Origin of the sequence: Glutamicibacter sp. (assembly GCF_035257265.1) — a bacterium.
Classification (GTDB): Bacteria; Actinomycetota; Actinomycetes; order Actinomycetales; family Micrococcaceae; genus Glutamicibacter.
The window spans coordinates 78,103-95,831 of sequence record NZ_DATEXC010000019.1 but is presented as its reverse complement, the minus strand read 5'-3'; the positions used below and the strand labels follow the sequence as shown (position 1 = coordinate 95,831).

Below are 17,729 nucleotides of genomic sequence, written 5' to 3'. Positions count from 1 at the left end.
CGGTGATCGCTGTCACAGTTCACTGTCGAATATACTCGGACTTCCAAGTAAATTGAAGTGGCGCATGACAGCAAACTTGATAGGTTGAACTAGTGAAGATTGCAACCTGGAATGTGAACTCCCTGCGCGCCCGGGCTGACCGCGTCGAAGACTGGCTGCGCCGATCCGACGTTGATGTCCTGGCAATTCAGGAAACGAAATGTAAAGACGATAACTTCCCTTGGGAACTTTTCGAGAATAACGATTACGAGGTGGCGCATTTTGGCGTCAACCAGTGGAATGGCGTAGCTATCGCCTCCCGCGTGGGACTTGACGACGTGCAACGTACATTTCCCAATCAGCCCGAATTTGGTAAAGGTGGGAAAGATCCCATCCAAGAGCCGCGGGCCATCGCTGCCACTTGCGGCGGGGTCCGCGTGTGGAGTTTGTACGTACCAAATGGACGCGCTCTAGATGACGAACACATGGGCTATAAGCTCAACTGGCTCGAAGGCCTGAAGGAAAATTCCGCTCAGTGGCTCGCCGCTGACCCGCAAGCTCAAATCGCGCTGCTCGGTGACTGGAATATTGCACCGAAGGATGAAGATGTCTGGGACATCCAATTTTTCTTGGACAACCAGCTAACTCATGTCTCTGCCCCCGAGCGAGCAGCTTTCACTGCTTTTGAAAATGCTGGTTTTTCAGATGTGGTGCGCCCGTATACCGAAGGTGAATACACCTACTGGGATTACACTCAGCTGCGCTTCCCAAAGGGTGAGGGCATGCGAATCGACTTTGCTCTGACCTCCCCCGCGCTGACCGAGCGCGTAGTTGGCGCAACTATCGACCGCGAAGAACGTAAGGGTAAAGGTGCTAGCGACCACGCACCAGTCATTGTGGAGTTGAACGACTAACGATGACAAAAAAATTGATTGGGCCCCTCGAAGAGCTTACAGCCGCCACCGCGCATCTGCGCGTCTACGAGCCCTTGGACACCTTCGAAGATTGGGCCCAATCAATTATTCTTCGCACCGGACAACGCAGTGCGAGTCATTGGGATAATTATGAAAATCAGAACCTCTGGGAGCGCACGCTACGAGACGTCTCAGACCCGTTCCCGCATAACGAGACTGAGCATTTTCGCTCGCTAAAGGTTCTTGACTATGAGGGCAACGAGCACACTCGCTACTGCCCTGGGCAGCTAAAGGCGCGGAGCCTTTTAGCAGCAGAACAAGCCGAGGAAGCGATCCGGTCTGAAGTCTTTGATCTTCTTGTACCGCCGGCGGCGCGCAGCGCTAATGCCGAGCGAGTGACTCCAGAACAACTTGCAGCAGACCTGACGCATTTACATACCCGCACTTCAACGTGGGGAATCCCATTGAGCTGGTTTGCACTCTTCCGCGAAGATGATGAGTTCGAGCAGATCCATCAAGACGACCGTCTCATAACGGTGCGCCTCATCGTACCTTTTGAGCAGGCCGTAGAACGCCTTGCCTGGGCAGTTCAGACACTAGTGACCTATGCTCCGCAGGCTCCGCTATTTGAAGAACTTGGAGCTCTAGGAACCTGGCTAGAATCCTTCGATAGGCGTTCAGTCATCGAGCTAGATTATGGATTACTTGCTGAAATTGTGTGGCCAGATGAGTCGGCCAATGATTTGATGCACGGAATCCAAGCCATAGAGGATGGCGACTTCTCCACTGCTGCAGCCGCCTACCGCCGGCTGACTAATCGCTGGTTGGGTCCTCGTCACCTGGGACGGGCTAACTAAAAGCTCGAAACCCAACACTGCAACTCAACCTTGTCAGATCGAGAAGTTCCTTAAAGTAAAAAGCTCCGGAAAACCGGAGCTTTTTTTGTTGGCGACCCTGACGGGACTTGAACCCGCGACCTCCGCCGTGACAGGGCGGCGCGCTAACCAACTGCGCTACAGGGCCATGCATTTTGAATAACTTTCAAATCACATAGTAAAGCCCTCGGTAAACCGAGGGCTACGTGGCTCCGACCGGCGTCGATCCGGTGACCTTTCGATTTTCAGTCGAACGCTCTACCAACTGAGCTACAGAGCCTGGCACCACTAAGTGGACACCAGATTTATTGTCTAAACAATAAACCGAGCGACCCTGACGGGACTTGAACCCGCGACCTCCGCCGTGACAGGGCGGCGCGCTAACCAACTGCGCTACAGGGCCTTGCTTTCGCAAGCCAATGAATTTCTTCATCTGACAACCAACAAGTTGGCTGTTTGTACCCCCAACGGGATTCGAACCCGTGCCGCTGCCGTGAAAGGGCAGTGTCCTAGGCCGCTAGACGATGGGGGCCTATATCTGCTTCGGTTTCTTGCGTCTCCGTAGCGGACTTCAACAACTATACGTGGCCTTTTTACCTTTTGCAAAATCGGCCTTCGGGGCAGTTTTTTCGAGCTCAAAGCGACGCTGAACAGTAGGGTTGAAATATGAATTTGGAGATGAGTGACGACGAGTTTGACGACCTGGTCCAGTCGGCTGTCGACAGCATTCCGCAGAGCGCTATCGACATGATGGACAACGTCATCTTCTTTATCGAAGACGAATATGAGCCACTTCCCGGGGAACCAAAAAACACCGAGATTCTGGGCTTATATGAGGGTATCGCGCTCACTGAACGTGATCTCGATTGGGCCTCAGGTGCCTTGCCAGACCGGATTACAATTTTCAAAAACCCGACCCTAAGAGCCTGCGAAACACGAGAAGATGTCATCCGCGAAGTGCGCATTACAGTCATGCATGAAGTGGCGCACCACTTCGGAATCGACGACGATAAATTGCACGATTTGGGCTGGGGATAGCAAAATTTCGTAAAAACTTATATTGAGATGTGCGTCACGAATTCTGCTCAAATTGCCGCAGAATTTGTCTTGCCAACGTTTCTCTTCTTGTTGGCCTCAGCGCCGATGGGTGGAAAACCGACCTCTGTCGATGATTCAGGGCCGGCATGCCGATATTTTATTTATCTGCGACTAAAGCGCATCGCGCCATGAATGCGCTGCATGCACATGCTTAGTCTGCGACAGGTAAAGCTTCATCCTGACGAAGCCGGCTTTCCCGCGCAGCGATCTTCACTTCCCGGTTCCGTCACCCTTTAACCGTTAGGCCCACTGAGCATCTTGGCAAATCACGCTCAATTGGCACTTTTCTAAGCCAAAAACGTTTTCGCCTGCCTATACCTACATAAGGATGCAATAACAGCGCATTTCAGTCCTCAACTTGCCTATCGCGCCACAAAGTAACGAACGTGGACCCAGTTCCACCATTTTCGAATTGCCGCACAGTCAAGATAACGAATCGAACGTCATCAAGCTGGGCACTTAAAGGACATTTACTTCCCGCCAAAAACGCTAAAACCATGCCCTTTAAGTCACCTTCGCCCATATCACTACGAAATTAGGGGAAGAAATCCCATCGATGTAATTCTTGTGACTGGTGTGACTAGTGTTGCCAAGCACCTCTTTTTTGGCCTAGTGTGCTATTTGGGACCTTGACCAAATTGCAACATTTCGATCTCGAAAAATTACGATTGGTCCTTTTCCCAACTGTCATCACCTGAATCTAGTGAGGAACGATATGGCGAACCGCCACTCGCTCGGCGTTGCCGCGTGCACCCTGGCCCTAGCAGTCTCATGTCTTGCTGGCGCCGTCCCGGCATCTGCCGCACCGTCGGCAAAGTTTCCCACGGCTATTTCGGTCGCAGCTGCACCGTCAAACACCTCGTTGCCCTCCGCAGCAGAGGTAGCGGCTGCCAAGTCGGACAAGAACGCAACTAGCGACATGATCGCCCGCCTCGAAGCATCGCTTGCTTCAAGCCGTGCTGATCTACAGCGTGTTGAGACCGCCGCTCTGGAAGCACAGGAATCGTTGCTGACTGCCGGGCAGGAACGCGATTTGCGTTCAGCCGAGGCTGACAAAGCAGTTGAGCAGGTCAAATATGCGAAGCAGTACCTAGCCCAGAGTCGCAATGACCTTGGTGCTATCGCTTCTGATATGTACCGCAACGGTGCCAGCAACTCCAGCATTGGCATCCTGCTACAGGATGATGAATCAAACGACATCTTCTACAAGGCCGCCACCATGAGCGCCCTGAGCGAGAATCGCTCCCAGACGGTCAACACGGCCTCTGAAGCCGAAGCCCTCGTCACCGCTTGGGAAGAGTACGCAGATACCGCTCAGAAGGCCGCTAAGGCTGCTGCAGCGAACTATGACGAGGCTGCGACTACCGCTACCTCCACTCTGAACACCTACGAATCGTCGATCACTCCTCAGAAGGAGCTTCGCGACGAACTTGTTGGCCATCTTTCAGTCCTCAAGGAAAAAGAAGAAGCAGTCGTTCGTAAGCAGATCGCCGAGCAAGAAGAAAAAGCTCAGGAAGCGGCCCTAAAGGAAGTCATCGAGACTCCGCAGGCCGATGAGCCGGTCTCGAAAGATGACTTGGCCACTGCGCAACCACTGGCTGTAGAAACTCCACAGGAATTCGAAGCTCTTGATTCCGAAGATGGCGACAAGTCAAAGCTAAGAACTTTAACTCCGAAGGTGATCGAGCTCGAGAAGAGCGAACCGAAGCAAACGGAGAAGCCGAAGGAAACTGAAAAGCCTAAGGAAACTCAGGCTCCGAAGGAAACCCAAAAGCCAAAAGAAACCCAGGCCCCAAAGGAAACTGAGAAGCCTAAGGAAACTCAGGCTCCGAAGGAAACCCAAAAGCCAAAAGAAACCCAGGCCCCTAAGGAAACTCAGAAACCAAAGGCTAAACCAAAGCCTAAGGAAACCGAGAAGCCAAAGGTCATGCCACAGGCTCCTGAAAAGCCAAAGGTTATCGAAGCTCCGAAGCCAAAACCAAAGAAGGTTCAGCCAAAGGCTCCCGAAAAGCCTAAGGTCACTCCGAAGCCAAAGCCTGAACCTGAGGTGAAGAAGGAAGAGCCTAAGCAGGAGAGCAATAATAGCAACTATTCTGCTGCGATCTCATGGGCTTTGAAAACCGCTGCTGATCCGAGCAAAGGTTATGTCTTCGGCGCCAACGGACCAAATGTTTTTGACTGCTCCAGCTTCTCCAAGAAGGCGTTCGCCCAATCTGGCATCAGCCTTCCACGTAGTTCCAGCCAGCAGTACGCAAGCGCTCCGCAGTATGTTTCGTTGAACGAGCTACGCCCGGGTGACTTAGTGTTCTCGTCCTCCAATGGTGGAGCTTCGTTCTACCACGTAGCTATCTACATCGGTAACGGCCAAGTAGTTCACGCTCGTAACCCAGGTGCCGGTATCTCGACGACCCCACTGAGCTGGGTCAACAACCTGCATTCGAAGGCAGCACGCTACTAAGCCCGCTCCCCTTCGCAGAAAATGCTTCCGTAGTCTCCCGACTGCGGAAGCATTTTTCTTGTCCGTTGCTAGTCAACTAGCCAGCGAGCTATTAATTAATGGCAAGAAGTTGGCCCGGAAAGATTTTCTCTTTCCGGGCCAACAAGGTTTTTATTCGGCGTTAGTGTCGAAATTCTTTCGGTCAGCCAAACGAGGGTCATCACTGTCTGGTACCACCATGACCGGCCCCTTTGAATGGTGCAATACTCCCTGGCTAGTAGAGCCAAGCAGCATACCGGCGAAGCCGCCTCGACCACGCGAGCCTGTCACGGTAAGTACCGCATGCTCCGATTCGCGGATCAATACCTCCACCGGAGGTCCTGAAATCACATCGGTTTCCACTTCAACGGTTGGATAGTGCGACTTAATCCAGCGCTCGCCCACGTCCATCTGGTAGCGGACGTCTTCAAGTACCGCTTCTTGATCAACTGTTGCTGGCATCCAAGCCAACGCAGCGGAGACCGGAGAAACAGCGCAAACCACACGAAGCTTGAGGTTTCGTGCTTGCGCCGCATCGGCTGCGGCTAGTACCGCAGACCTAGCTCGTTCTGATCCGTCAACACCAACAACTATTGTCTGGCGTTCCGGAGCGTCTTCCTGAGCCTGTTCCTGTTTTTTAGCCATAGATAACGGCACAACAACCGTTGGGCATTTGGCGTGCGCTGGCAATGCGGACGAAACCGACCCCAGCAGCCGGCCCACGAAACCGCCTCGGCCACGCGTTCCAACTACTACCAGTTCGGCATCTGCACTGAGGTCCAGCAGAACACCTGACGGGTCTCCAGACTCAATATAGGTGCGGATCGTAGCTTCGCTACCTTCGAGTTCTGCGCGTGCCTGACGCACGATGTCCTCGGCGCCGCCACGGATTAAATCATCATCCAAAGTTGAATAGCCTGCGTCCATGGACGAGGCAGCAAAAACTGGAATTGTGTAGGCGGATACGATATTTAACACGCTGCCACGGCGAACCGCTTCGCGTTCGGCCCACCGCAAAGCGCATTTACTTTGCTGGGACCCGTCGGCACCGACGACAATACCTTCGATTTTTTCAGTTCCGACTGGTGCTTCGTCACTCATCAGACTCGCTCCTCATTGACCTGTGATGGCATTGGGTGTGACCCCTCTTACAACCAATGTACTTCCAATCTTGTCTCACAGTGTGAGTTGGGTCTAATGATTTCACGCTAAGCCTACTCAGCTGTGAGATCAGTATGATTCCATGCCCAAAACGTCATAGAATTTTTACTATGCCCTCCCCCACCAAAACTGTGACCGAGACGTCCTTCCCGGCGCGCGTTGATCGATATTTCAAAATTTCGGAACGCCGCTCAACTTTTGCTACCGAAGTTCGAGGCGGCATCGCCACGTTCTTCGCGATGAGCTACATTGTTGTCCTCAACCCGCTGGTGCTCTCCGGCGTCGACTCTTCCGGTGGTGAACTCGGGATCCAACGCGTAGCCGCGGTCACCGCCTTTGTTGCCGGCATCCTGACCATCCTGATGGGCATCTGGGCCCGGCACCCATTCGCCATGGCTACCGGGCTGGGCGTCAACGCCTTCGTAGCAATCACGGTGACAACAAATCCCGAACTAACCTGGGCAGATGTCATGGGTCTGGTGGTAGTTGCCGGTATCGTCATGTTCCTGCTGGTCCTCACCGGCTTTAGAACGGCAGTATTCCGGGCCGTTCCCGCGGGGCTGAAGACCGCCATCGTGGTCGGCATCGGTATGTTTATCGCACTCATCGGTCTGGTCAATGCGGGCTTCGTTCAGCGCATCCCAGATGCCGCAAACACCACCGTACCGGTGGGTCTAGGCTTTGATGGCAAGCTCATGGGCTGGCCGATCGTAGTCTTCGTAGTTGGTTTGCTGCTGACCATGGCACTGGTAGTTCGCAAGGTTAAAGGTGCCATTCTCATCGGGATTGTTGCCGCCGCAGCGCTAGCGAATATTTTCGAAGCGGTCTTCAACGTTGGCGACCAGGAGACGAACAGCTGGTCACTGGTTGTTCCTTCACTTCCAAGCTGGACCCTGCCAGATCTGAGTCTCATCGGTCAGGTCCATCTCTTTGGCGCCTTCGATAAATTGGGCTTCACCGCCGCGTCATTACTGGCCTTCGTGATCCTACTATCGATCTTCTTCGACGCCATGGGCACCATGGTGGGTCTAGCCTCCGAAGCAGGCGTAATGGACAAGGACGGCAACATCCCGAACGTCGACAAGGTTCTGCTTGTTGATGCCGCAGGCGCCATCGTCGGTGGTGGCACCTCGAGCTCCTCGGCTCAGATTTTTGTGGAGTCCGGCGCCGGTATCGGCGAAGGTGCACGTACCGGTCTAGCCTCCGTGGTTACCGGACTGCTGCTTATCGTGGCAATGTTCCTGACCCCACTGATCCACCTTGTTCCATTTGAAGCGGTCGCACCGGCCCTGGTAGTCGTGGGCTTCATGATGGTTTCGCAGGTCTCCAAGATTGACTGGAGCGACTGGGGCATTGCACTTCCAGCGTTCCTCACGTTCATCCTGATGCCTTTCACCTTCTCTATCGCCAACGGCATTGGAGCAGGCTTCATCTCATACGTCTTCATCCGCACAGCGCAGGGACGTGCGAAGGAGATCCATCCGTTGATGTGGGCTGTCGCGGCAGCCTTCGTGCTCTTCTTTGGCATCGGACTGATCGAGCATGCCATCGGCATGTAAGTAAAAGTACTACGTATCGGCTCGGCTCGTTTCCACGGGCCGAGCCGATTTTTTTGTGCCCAGAACATGTTCTTGGCTTACCATTTAGACCGCGCAGACTCAGCCTTCTCCCGTATTTCGGTGCCACTGCCGTGAATTGAAATTCGGTCATTTCTACGCCCGGCGAATCACACTGGGTAGCATGAGAAATGTCCAGATGATCTGAACGGTGAAGGAAGAACATGTCGCAACACAGCAAGTGGGTCGAAATCGCTGCGGGATTAAAGAACCCGAATATGCGCAAGACACTAGGTTTGGTCCTAGCCGGAGAAGGAGACAAACTCGGTAGTTCTACCCAGACCCTCAAGGACCTACGTCGTTGGGCCAAGATTGGCTTGTTAGTTGATGAAGACCAGCGTTGGACACTCAATGAAGAGCTTTTGAATGACACCCTGGCGGCTGCATCAGCAACCAATACCCAGCGCACCGGAATACTGCGCTTTTTTACTGGCACCCGGCTAAATGCCTTACCGGCACGTCCTACAGACCGCCATGAAGTGATGGTCCACATTCGAGATCAGGTTCTGACCGCCCAAGAATCTTTAAAGGAAAATCAGCTCAATGAGCGCTTAGCGGTCATCCATGAGGACGTGGCACTACTGCGCCGTTACATGGTGGACCATAATTTGGTCCAGCGCGATGCGGACGGCACCGCTTATCGAATGCCAGTTAGCTAATTGGCGCGGCTCCCGCAGCAAATTTGGTAACCCCAGCACCGGCGACCAGTTGTGCTGGCAACGGGGCAATTCGCAGATTTCGTTCAAATCTCGCGCCGAGTGTTAACGGTTCGTCGCTGGCTAGGAACACGATATTTCCGTATCGGCGCCCCTTGAGCATTGGCGCATCGGCAATCATGGCCACGTGGGAAAATACTGAAAGCAGCGTGGCAGCTTCTGCTCGCGCTCCCGCAAGGTCCGCGGAGTCACCGCAGTTCAATAAGTAAACTCCACCTTGATCCAGTACCCGCTGAGCTTCCAGGGCGTACCCCACGGTTGTTAGCTCACGCGGAGTAATGCTGCCGGCGAATACATCTCGGATGATGATGTCCCGGCTGTCGTCACTGAGCGTAGGGAGCACCTGCCCGGCATCACCCACACGTAGCCGGACCAGGGGTGCACGGGGGACATCGAAACGAGTACGCACCAATTCGGCAAGTTTTGCATCGAGTTCAACAACTACTTGGCGTGCGTTCTCATAGGTCGCTGCAACCCAACGAGCCATTGAGCAGCCACCACCGCCTAGGTGTAACACGCGAAGCTTACGTGTTCGGCCGTCAAATTCTTCGGTGGGAAAACCAATGGTGAATACAGGTTCCATCCAACGCATATATTCAAAATCCAGGTAGCCCGGGTCATCAAGATCAATATGTGAAGAAGGCACACCGTTGACCTTCAAGATGTAACGGTTAGCGCCGTAAGGGTCAGGTTCAATTTCAGCAAGCCCGGTAGCGATCTCGTAGCTCCCGACCATGACATTACTTTCGGTCTTAGCCATGTTTACGCACCATCCGTTGCTCACGAAGACCTGCCCAAGATCCGACCAGCTCTTCACTAGTTCCATCCGGAACAAAACCATGTTTGGTATAGAAGTTTATTGCTCGCGCATTTCCTTCCAGCACCCAGACCAACGCGTCACGCCGTGACAGCACGGTGTCCATCAAATGGGCTGCGAGCCCGGTGCCGTAATACTCTTTGAGCACATAAAGTACGCCGAGTTCAATATCGACGCCGGTATCTTGGTCTTCTTCAATGGTGGGGGTTCCGCCTGCTAAGCCGACAATTTTTCCGTCCCCGGTTTCGGCAATCCAGAACTGCGCGCCCCCAGCCAAGCCACGTTCCCACCACGCAAGCTGCTGGTCCAGTTGGCTTTCATGGTGAGCAAAAAATCCTTCATCACGGAAAGACGAGTAGGCTTCACGCCAAGCTTGCAACTTCATTTCAAGAGCTGCCCGGAGATCTTGCTCCTGGGCCAGACGGATTCGATATTCGTTCAAAAGTGGCACGCTCCTACATTACGTCAGCATGAGGTACCGCGTCGCTAGGCACCACTGCCCTCCTACTTAAGGACTATTGCTACGGCGGATGGAATTTGGAAAACTAAGTAGATAGTTATTTAAACGTCCGAAGCGAAGGGAAGGTCACGGGTGGATCGTAACGAGAAATTCGCGACCTTCAGCGGCAGCGTCGTGACTGGTCTAACGCTGGTCTTCTGTTTGTCCCCGACTTTTTGGATCATCTGTTTCGGTTCATTGCTACTGATCGTTAGTTTTAGCCTCTTAGCAAAATTTGAAGGGCTTTGGGGGCCAACCACCGCCAAACATTGGTTCTATATTCTGCCCATGGTGCTCGCCCCAACTCTGGGAGGGCTACTTCGCGAAACAAATTATGCACTGTGGCTCGGAGCTCTCGTGGCATTAGCCGGTGGCTTTGCAACGAATTTCCTCGTGCGGCGTTACCCTCCGTTTATGTCTCCACCTCAGGAGACAGGGACGGCAGAGACCGCAACCTCCATTTCGCGTTAGAACACTCTGCCGACCCCTGTCCATCCCAATCATTTGGCACGGATGTTTTTTGGCCCAACAGGAAATCACGATATCTAGGATAAACACCGTTTGCTGCGCGCTCCCGCTCTGCAGAATCTTGAATCATGCCATTTATGCTTCAGAATCTTCAATTGCGCGCTCGAGACGCTGAATTTTTCCATCAAGTTCACCGGTATATCCCGGGCGGATATCGGCTTTGAGCACCAGTGAAACCCGTGAACCATGGTTGCTCACAGCCATTGTGGCGGCCTTAACGACAGCCATGACTTCATCCCACTCGCCTTCGAGCTCGGTAAACATTGAACTTGTGCGGTTCGGCAACCCGGAGGCTCTCACGATCCGTACCGCTTCGGCGACGGCCTCATGGACCGAGGCATCGGGGTTGTCGGTGCTTGGGGCAACTGAAAAAGCTACAATCATGATTCAACTGTGCCACCGACCTCGACGCTTGTCAGCCTTTATGTTCTGTGCGCGCAATATTTTGTGGCTTACATACAATGGACTGCATGACCTATAGCGCACTGACTAGATATTTATCGTTAGACTTGACCGCTAGCCCAACACCGCCCGCACTCGTGGCAGAGGAACAAAACAGCGATTACGAATCAGCCATAGTTCAGCTAGAAGACCAATATTGGAGAATTCGTACCGCACGCATTACCCCCGCCAAACCCGGAGCGTTCCTCGCCTGTTGGACACGCGACGTTGGAGGTCGGACCGTACCGTTTAGCGCGGGCGAGAAAATTGCAGGAATGCTGGTTTTCGCACAAGAAGGGGAACGGTTCGGAGTCTTCAGGTTCACCCAAGATCATTTACGAGAGCTTGGAATCACCACCAGCGATTCCAGTCCCGGAAAACGTGGGTTCCGGGTCTACCCAAGCTGGTGCACACAACTCAATCCGCAAGCACAACGCACTCAACGCGTCCAACGTTCGGCCTTCAGCACTTTACTTTAAGCGCACCGGCAGGCGCATGGCGCTTACGCCGCCAATCCAGTGGCACGCAGCGCTACCGCAGCTAGTGCTCCGACAAGGACCACGACTAAGTATGGAGCTTTGAAGATCAAAGCAATAGTTGCTGCCGCCAACGCTCCGATCCGCGCGTCAATGATAAGTTCTTGTCCACTGGTTACCGCATTCATGGTGACCAGCGAGGCCAGCAACGCGACGGTAAGAGTTGCTGCCACATGGCTCATTAATGGGGAGTCAAGTACCCGACGAGGCACAAAGTAGCCACTAATTTTCAGTGCAAAGGCCGCCGCACAAGCGCCCAGGAGCCACCAGCTCAATTCGCTCATGATTTCTCCTGATCTACCTGGTGCAGCTGCCCGTGTTCGGTAGCCGGTTTTGTGTGACGTCCGGTGAGCACCGCAAAAAGCACTGCGCACCCGGCTGTAATCAGAATAGGCACGCCAGGAACCGTCAAAGGCACCGCGAACGCGGTGACAATCGCAGCAGCACAAGCGACGAAGACCGGTTGTGCGGATTTTAATCGTGGCCACAACAGTCCAAGGAACGCAGCGACCGCAGCGCCATCCAGCCCCCAGGCCGCAGGATCTCCCATTCGTTCGCCAAGTAGCGCGCCCACGAGGGTAAAAAGATTCCAGAGCACATAAACGCCAAGACCCGCGGTCCAAAATCCACGATGACGTTCACTGAGACTCGCTTGACCTAAGCTCGTTGCGGTGGACTCGTCGATGGTCACCTGTGCCATAAAGGGAACCAAGCGCGGGCTAGGGCGAAGCGACTGCTTAATCTGCATCCCATAGACGGCGTTGCGCACCCCCAGCAGGGTTGCCGCGGAAAAGGCGGCTGAGGCAGCGCCGCCGCCGGAGAGCACTCCGATAAAAGCGAACTGCGAGCCACCGGTGAACATTAACGCGCTCAAGGCTACCGTTTGCCACAGGTTAAGGCCTGCGGCTATGGACAAAGCACCGAATGAGATCCCGTAGAGTCCAGTCGCAAGCGCGATGGACAGGCCCATTTTGGTAGCCGGGGTCAACCAATTATTCTTTGTGCTGGGCATCGTACCGCACCTTGTAAACACCGCGTTTTACTCGTGCCTGGCCGATTTTTACTGCGTCTAACTGGTTCACGTGATTCACATGGGTGCCACCGCAGGCTTCGGAGTTGATCCCCTCGATGGTCACCGTGCGGTGGCCATGCTCATCTATGTGCGTGCTGATTGACCCGCCGTGTGAGATCAGCTCATCAACGCGTTGCTGTAACCAAGCTTCAGCTGCTCCTTTTTCGGTTTCATCATTAAGCGGCAAGTCGATACTGGCTGGATCAAAATCTAGGCGTGCTTGCCCGGGGAAGTGTGAGTGTCCGCTGTGTTTCCATCCGCGGTCCTCTCCGGCAAAGCCGAGAATATGCCCGGCGGTATGTAAGGCGGCGTTGCTACGCCGGTGCGCCTCGTCGATGGTTGCAGTGACCACCTGCCCGTCGGTGAAGGTGGAAGTGGTGTAAAGAACAACCAGCCCGTCATCGGTGCGTCCAACGCTCACCGGCTGCTCGTCAACCGTTCCATGGTCTTCCTGTTGGCCTCCGCCGCGTGGATGGAAGATGTTCGGGCTCAGCGCAATCCAGTAACCGGCTTCATCGCTGCCTGAAGCAATGATGGTAGCTTGCGTGCTGAAAACATAGCTATCGCGCAGGTAGAGATTATCTTGGGTAGTGGTGTTCTTGGTGCTCATCCTTGGTCCAATTCTTGACGCAGTGCTGCCGGGCGGTTGCTGGTAATTTGGGTGACTCCCAAGTCGATCAGATATTGTGCGTCAGCGGGGCGGTCTACGGTCCAGATTCGTGCGGTGAGTCCCTGGTCTAGCCATTGACGTACTAAGTGTTCGTTGGCGCGGACCCAGGCCACGCCTGGGCCAATAATACCGGCACCTCCGGCATTGATTAGCTCCCGCCCTTCAGCCACTGAACGGCGCATCACTTCATATACGCCAGCGCGTATAGTTTCACCGTCGTTGAGAAAGTCCGCTACCCGCCGCGGATCGATCTCGGTCATCAGCTGGCAAAGCAGTGCTCGACTCACGGTCTGCGCGAGGAATCGAATTGAGTCAGGTTCAAAACTCATCAACGTCACCTGAATCTGGCTTCGGCGACCTGCCAGCCCCGTCTGTGGATCAAAATTAAATCCAGCTAAGACCTTCAGAGTTTCTTCTTCGAGCAGGTGACCGTACGGGCTGGGGTGCTTGATTTCTATCGCCAAACCAATGTTGGTGCCACGCTCATCGATCAATTCAAGCAGTTCCACTAGGCTAAGTAGCTGGTCGCTGGCGCTTCCGTATTCTTCCGGGACGGCCACCGGCATATAAGAGGAGAAATCCATCTTTTTGAGCTCATCGAGCGTAAATCCAGCGACTTCGCCGGTGGTGTCGCTGGTACGGTCAACGGTTGGATCATGATGGCAGATCACTACACCGTCCCTGCTCAGGTGCACATCACATTCAATTCCATCGGCGCCCTCATCGATGGCTTGCAGATAGGCTGCGCGAGTATTTTCGGCGAATTTTTGCGAACTACCGCGATGTGCGTAAAAGAGCGTGTCCATGTCACCAACGCTACTTGTTTATGCGCGGTGCGCGCGTCATTAATGGCGTGCCATCACAAGTAAAGTGGTGCGCATGCCAGAACTTCTTGATCAGCGCGCCGAAGGCCTTCGCAGTATGAAGCGGGTGGCTACCCTGCTGTTCTTACTAATGTGCGCGCTATTTGTCTTCAGCGTGCTGTTCCAAGAGCGAATTCCTGCTTTGAGTTATCTGAAGTCAGCCGCTGAGGGCGGGATGGTCGGCGCGGTGGCCGACTGGTTTGCGGTGACTGCGCTATTTCGACATCCTCTGGGCCTGAAGATTCCCCACACGAATCTGATTCAGCGTAAAAAAGATGAACTTGGCGCCTCTCTAGGTGATTTTGTACAGCAGAATTTCCTCACCCCTCAAGTCATCACGGCAAAGCTGCGTCAAGCACAATTGGGGCTGCGTGCCGGTAGCTATCTTGCTAGCGAGAAGGGTTCTGCTGCAGCGGCCACCCAGATTTCGACTCTGGCCGTAGGCGCATTAAATTCCTTGGATGATGAGCAGGTACTCACCGTCTTGCAGGTGTTAGCCAATGATTATGTGGTCGCCCCAGAATGGTCCACGACTCTCGGAGCACTAGGCCAGAAACTCATCGACGATAGCCATCACGAAGCCGCCGTAGAACTAATCGCGCAGCGGGCCGGAACCTGGGTGTCCGAGCATCCTGAGGTGTTCTTAGATGTGGTTTCTGGCCGCTCCCCCTCATGGGTCCCACAGATGGTCGATCAGCTGCTGGCGCAGAAAGTGCATCAAGAATTACGCGGATTGCTCTTCGCAGTGGCAAATAATGTTCAGCATCCATTGCGCCTGGCGCTGACCGATTGGCTGGCGGATTTCACTGTGGCCATGCAGCACGACCCGGAAACTATCAACAAGGTTGAGGCGTTTAAGCACTCACTGCTAGGCGATCAGCAGTTACGTGAGCTAGCTGTTCGTGGCTGGGATTCTTTGAAGACGGGGTTGATTCAGTCCTTGCAGGATGCCGGATCTCCACTCAATATTGCGCTTCGTTCAGCTTTGGGTACTTTTGGCGAACGTCTGCAAAATGACCATCCGCTCCGTGAGAATTTAGAGGAGCGCTTAGTTTCCGGCGTTGCTTCACTGACCGAACAACATGGAGCGGCTTTGGCTGGATTGGTCAGCGATACTGTTCAGGCCTGGAATCCAGCGGAAACCAGTGAAAAGCTTGAGCTTCAGGTGGGCCGTGATCTGCAGTTCATTCGGATCAATGGCACCGTGATCGGAGCGCTAGCCGGCGTAGTAATTTTCTCCGTGAGCGAGCTCATCATGGCCATTTCTGGCTGACCTGCCAGAATACGTTTTCGGGGACGCGTAGCAGTGCCTCTTCCCTGCAGACCATCGAGAGATTAGTATTTATTCAGTCTCAATAACTGTCGAATAAGTATTTCTCACTATCGAACCGGCTGACTAGAGTTGCCATGAACGTCGCTACAGCTTTAAGCGCGGGTCGACGATCGGAGCATCCATGGAAACTAGACTTTTACGTTATTTCGTCGCGGTAGCCGAAGAACGGCATTTCGGCCGCGCTGCCGAACGCCTGCATATGGCTCAGCCACCGCTCTCTCAGCAGATCAAGCAGCTCGAAGAACAGCTCGGTACGAAGCTTTTCATCCGCACTACCCGCAAAGTGGATCTCACCCCTGCCGGCGAATTGCTGTTGACACGAGCCCGCGCGCTCCTCGAAGAACACACCCAACTTGCACGCGATGTACGCACCGTCGGGGACGGTGCCAGTGGAGTGCTCCGCTTGGGTTCCACTGGCAGTGCCACCTACCGCATCATGCCCAAGGTGATCGCCGCGACCACCGAGCATATGCCGGGACTTCAACTCAACGTCCAAGGCGAAATGCTTACTCCGGAAATGGAAGAAGCGCTGGCTGAAGGCCGTCTTGATATCGCGATCTTGCGCCCGCCAGTACACAATGACGAGGTCGAATATTCGTTATTGGAGAAAGACTTGCTCGCTGTCGCGTTACCCGCCGGGCATCGTCTGGCTTCACACGAAGTTGTCGACATCCACGAGTTGCGTACCGAAAATTTCATTTGTTACCCCGCAACCTCTGCGGTAAACACGATCTTCGTTGAAACCTGTCGCAGCGCCGGATTCATTCCGCACACCGCGCAGATCGCCCGCGAAACCTCTACCTTGCTGACCTTTGTGGCCGCCGGCTTAGGTATCGGGATGGTTCCTACTTCCAATTACCTGCCCCACAGTGAGCGGATCATTTTCCGTCCACTGCGCAACGCACCGTCGGTCGACCTTGCGGTCGCGTGGAAGCTGGGCAATCAGTCACCGCTGGTAGAAAACTTTCTAAAACTCTGCACGAACTTGGCTCCTGAGGAAGGACACTCCGAATGAAAATTGCTCGCATTGAGGCGATCCCTTACGCCATCCCCTACACGCACCCATTGCGTTTTGCCAGCGGCGAGGTGCACACGGCAGACCACGTGCTGATCCGTGTACACACTGAAGACGGAATCATCGGCATCGCCGATGCCCCACCACGTCCGTACACCTATGGCGAAACCCAGACCTCTATCCGCACCATTGTGCAGGATGTCTTTGGTCCACAGGTGATTGGATTAGATATCTTTGACCGCGAAAAGATTCGTCAGGTCATGGATCGCACGATTCACAACCAGGTCGCCAAGGGCGCGCTGGATATCGCCATCTGGGATGCTATCGGCCAGGCGGTGAAGACCCCGGTACACAAGCTTCTTGGCGGATTCACCGATTCCATGCGAGTTTCACACATGCTTGGATTCCGTCCGGCCGAAGAACTCCTCGAAGAAGCGCTAGGCTTCGGTGAGCAGTACGGCATCACCACCTTCAAGTTGAAGGTGGGCCGCCGACCTCTAGCGCTGGATATCGAGGCATGCCGAGTGTTGCGCGAAGGCTTGGGTGAAAACGTCGAGATTTACCTAGACGCGAACCGCGGTTGGACCGCGAATGAGGCGATGGAAGTCTTACGTCAGACCGAGGGTCTTGGCCTAACCATGCTCGAAGAGCCGTGTGATGCCAAAGAAACTCTGAGCCGCAAGCGACTTGTTGAACGCTCACCAATTCCAATTGTCGCCGACGAGTCCGTCCCCACTGCCGGCGACGTCTCACGCGAACTGCTTTCCGGTGGTGCCAACGCCATCTGCATCAAGACCGCGCGTTCGGGGTTCACCGAAGCCACCGAAATCCTGGGGCTCTGCACCGGACTCGGTGTGGATGTCACCATGGGAAACCAGATAGACACTCAAATCGGCTCACTGGCCACCGTCACCTTTGGCGCGGCCCACCAGGCCACTACCCGCAAGGCCGGCGAACTGTCGAACTTCCTGGATATGACAGATGACCTGCTCGCGGATCCGCTGGTAATCAAGGACGGTCGCATCTCGGTGCGAAGTGTTCCCGGCGTAGGCGCCGGAATTGATGAAACCAAGCTGGCGCATTACCGCCAGGACTAGAATTACCCCACTTACCTTAGGAG

19 protein-coding genes and 4 tRNA genes are annotated in these 17,729 nt (G+C 54.4%); 11 read left to right on the top strand and 12 right to left on the bottom strand.

All coding sequences use genetic code 11. The features are described from left to right. The first annotated feature begins 92 nt into the window (after positions 1 to 92). Both VJ369_RS04205 and VJ369_RS04200 read left to right on the top strand, forming a co-directional pair. Positions 93 to 893 (top strand): exodeoxyribonuclease III, encoded by an 801-nt coding sequence (locus VJ369_RS04205; RefSeq protein WP_324090869.1) that lies wholly within the window; start codon positions 93 to 95, stop codon positions 891 to 893. Between the two features lie 2 nt (positions 894 to 895). Then, the gene (locus VJ369_RS04200; protein WP_324090868.1) at positions 896 to 1,750 is read left to right on the top strand and encodes a hypothetical protein; all 855 of its coding nucleotides are present in this window, start codon (positions 896 to 898) and stop codon (positions 1,748 to 1,750) included. Between the two features lie 89 nt (positions 1,751 to 1,839). Here VJ369_RS04200 and VJ369_RS04195 read toward each other — a convergent pair. The 4 genes from VJ369_RS04195 to VJ369_RS04180 form a co-directional block, all read right to left on the bottom strand. After that, positions 1,840 to 1,916: transfer RNA gene (locus VJ369_RS04195), tRNA-Asp, on the bottom strand. 59 nt (positions 1,917 to 1,975) lie between these two features. Continuing rightward, positions 1,976 to 2,048 (bottom strand) — tRNA-Phe (locus VJ369_RS04190). A gap of 49 nt (positions 2,049 to 2,097) precedes the next feature. Beyond that, positions 2,098 to 2,171, bottom strand: a tRNA-Asp gene (locus VJ369_RS04185). Between the two features lie 56 nt (positions 2,172 to 2,227). Continuing rightward, positions 2,228 to 2,300 (bottom strand) — tRNA-Glu (locus VJ369_RS04180). Positions 2,301 to 2,434: 134 nt separating this feature from the next. On the opposite strand from VJ369_RS04180, the gene VJ369_RS04175 reads away from it, so the two are divergent. Both VJ369_RS04175 and VJ369_RS04170 read left to right on the top strand, forming a co-directional pair. Then, positions 2,435 to 2,806 carry a metallopeptidase family protein gene (locus VJ369_RS04175; RefSeq protein ID WP_324090867.1) on the top strand — a complete coding sequence of 124 codons (372 nt, stop codon included), beginning with the start codon at positions 2,435 to 2,437 and terminating at the stop codon, positions 2,804 to 2,806. Positions 2,807 to 3,581: 775 nt separating this feature from the next. Continuing rightward, positions 3,582 to 5,324, top strand: a complete 1,743-nt coding sequence (locus VJ369_RS04170) for an NlpC/P60 family protein (protein ID WP_324090866.1) — start codon at positions 3,582 to 3,584, stop codon at positions 5,322 to 5,324. Positions 5,325 to 5,474: 150 nt separating this feature from the next. Here VJ369_RS04170 and VJ369_RS04165 read toward each other — a convergent pair whose 3' ends face one another. Next, positions 5,475 to 6,443 (bottom strand): universal stress protein, encoded by a 969-nt coding sequence (locus VJ369_RS04165; RefSeq protein WP_324090865.1) that lies wholly within the window; start codon positions 6,441 to 6,443, stop codon positions 5,475 to 5,477. A 170-nt stretch (positions 6,444 to 6,613) separates the two neighbouring features. Here VJ369_RS04165 and VJ369_RS04160 point away from each other — a divergent pair, with 170 nt between their 5' ends. Together VJ369_RS04160 and VJ369_RS04155 are read left to right on the top strand one after the other, a co-directional pair. Next, positions 6,614 to 8,062, top strand: a complete 1,449-nt coding sequence (locus tag VJ369_RS04160) for an NCS2 family permease (RefSeq protein WP_324090864.1) — start codon at positions 6,614 to 6,616, stop codon at positions 8,060 to 8,062. 221 nt (positions 8,063 to 8,283) lie between these two features. Beyond that, positions 8,284 to 8,778 carry a DUF2087 domain-containing protein gene (locus tag VJ369_RS04155; RefSeq protein WP_324090863.1) on the top strand — a complete coding sequence of 165 codons (495 nt, stop codon included), beginning with the start codon at positions 8,284 to 8,286 and terminating at the stop codon, positions 8,776 to 8,778. Here the strand turns inward: VJ369_RS04155 and VJ369_RS04150 are convergent. Continuing rightward, complete coding sequence (locus tag VJ369_RS04150; protein ID WP_324090862.1) at positions 8,771 to 9,595, bottom strand: fused MFS/spermidine synthase; 825 nt, start codon at positions 9,593 to 9,595, stop codon at positions 8,771 to 8,773. The two genes, VJ369_RS04155 and VJ369_RS04150, sit on opposite strands and share 8 nt — an antisense overlap. Next, positions 9,588 to 10,103 (bottom strand): GNAT family N-acetyltransferase, encoded by a 516-nt coding sequence (locus tag VJ369_RS04145; RefSeq protein ID WP_324090861.1) that lies wholly within the window; start codon positions 10,101 to 10,103, stop codon positions 9,588 to 9,590. The genes VJ369_RS04150 and VJ369_RS04145 overlap by 8 nt, the downstream gene beginning before the upstream one ends. A 141-nt stretch (positions 10,104 to 10,244) precedes the next feature. Between VJ369_RS04145 and VJ369_RS04140 the strand changes: the two genes are divergently transcribed. After that, positions 10,245 to 10,622 (top strand): hypothetical protein, encoded by a 378-nt coding sequence (locus tag VJ369_RS04140; protein ID WP_324090860.1) that lies wholly within the window; start codon positions 10,245 to 10,247, stop codon positions 10,620 to 10,622. Between the two features lie 132 nt (positions 10,623 to 10,754). Here the strand turns inward: VJ369_RS04140 and VJ369_RS04135 are convergent, their stop codons facing one another. Beyond that, complete coding sequence (locus tag VJ369_RS04135) at positions 10,755 to 11,063, bottom strand: thiamine-binding protein (RefSeq protein ID WP_324090859.1); 309 nt, start codon at positions 11,061 to 11,063, stop codon at positions 10,755 to 10,757. Positions 11,064 to 11,140: 77 nt separating this feature from the next. On the opposite strand from VJ369_RS04135, the gene VJ369_RS04130 reads away from it, so the two are divergent. Continuing rightward, a complete protein-coding gene (locus VJ369_RS04130) occupies positions 11,141 to 11,599 on the top strand; it encodes a MepB family protein (RefSeq protein WP_324090858.1) in 459 nt (152 codons plus the stop codon). A 23-nt stretch (positions 11,600 to 11,622) separates the two neighbouring features. Here the strand turns inward: VJ369_RS04130 and VJ369_RS04125 are convergent, their stop codons facing one another. The 4 genes from VJ369_RS04125 to VJ369_RS04110 are packed head-to-tail and all read right to left on the bottom strand — an operon-like array spanning position 11,623 to position 14,204. Then, positions 11,623 to 11,940, bottom strand: a complete 318-nt coding sequence (locus VJ369_RS04125; protein ID WP_096256485.1) for an AzlD domain-containing protein — start codon at positions 11,938 to 11,940, stop codon at positions 11,623 to 11,625. Then, positions 11,937 to 12,668, bottom strand: coding sequence for an AzlC family ABC transporter permease (locus VJ369_RS04120; RefSeq protein ID WP_324090857.1), 732 nt, complete (start codon positions 12,666 to 12,668; stop codon positions 11,937 to 11,939). Before VJ369_RS04120 ends, VJ369_RS04125 begins: the two co-directional genes overlap by 4 nt. Continuing rightward, complete coding sequence (locus VJ369_RS04115) at positions 12,649 to 13,338, bottom strand: hypothetical protein (RefSeq protein WP_324090856.1); 690 nt, start codon at positions 13,336 to 13,338, stop codon at positions 12,649 to 12,651. Before VJ369_RS04115 ends, VJ369_RS04120 begins: the two co-directional genes overlap by 20 nt. Next, positions 13,335 to 14,204, bottom strand: a complete 870-nt coding sequence (locus tag VJ369_RS04110) for a glycerophosphodiester phosphodiesterase (RefSeq protein ID WP_324090855.1) — start codon at positions 14,202 to 14,204, stop codon at positions 13,335 to 13,337. The genes VJ369_RS04115 and VJ369_RS04110 overlap by 4 nt, the downstream gene beginning before the upstream one ends. Positions 14,205 to 14,277: 73 nt before the next feature. Between VJ369_RS04110 and VJ369_RS04105 the strand changes: the two genes are divergently transcribed. The 3 genes from VJ369_RS04105 to VJ369_RS04095 all read left to right on the top strand — a co-directional run bounded on the left by VJ369_RS04105 (position 14,278) and on the right by VJ369_RS04095 (position 17,706). Further along, positions 14,278 to 15,534, top strand: a complete 1,257-nt coding sequence (locus tag VJ369_RS04105) for a DUF445 domain-containing protein (RefSeq protein ID WP_324090854.1) — start codon at positions 14,278 to 14,280, stop codon at positions 15,532 to 15,534. A gap of 181 nt (positions 15,535 to 15,715) precedes the next feature. Continuing rightward, complete coding sequence (locus VJ369_RS04100; protein ID WP_324090853.1) at positions 15,716 to 16,609, top strand: LysR substrate-binding domain-containing protein; 894 nt, start codon at positions 15,716 to 15,718, stop codon at positions 16,607 to 16,609. Then, entirely contained in the window at positions 16,606 to 17,706 is a 1,101-nt protein-coding gene (locus tag VJ369_RS04095; protein WP_324090852.1) for a mandelate racemase/muconate lactonizing enzyme family protein, read from the top strand. Before VJ369_RS04100 ends, VJ369_RS04095 begins: the two co-directional genes overlap by 4 nt. The last annotated feature ends 23 nt before the right edge of the window (positions 17,707 to 17,729 follow it).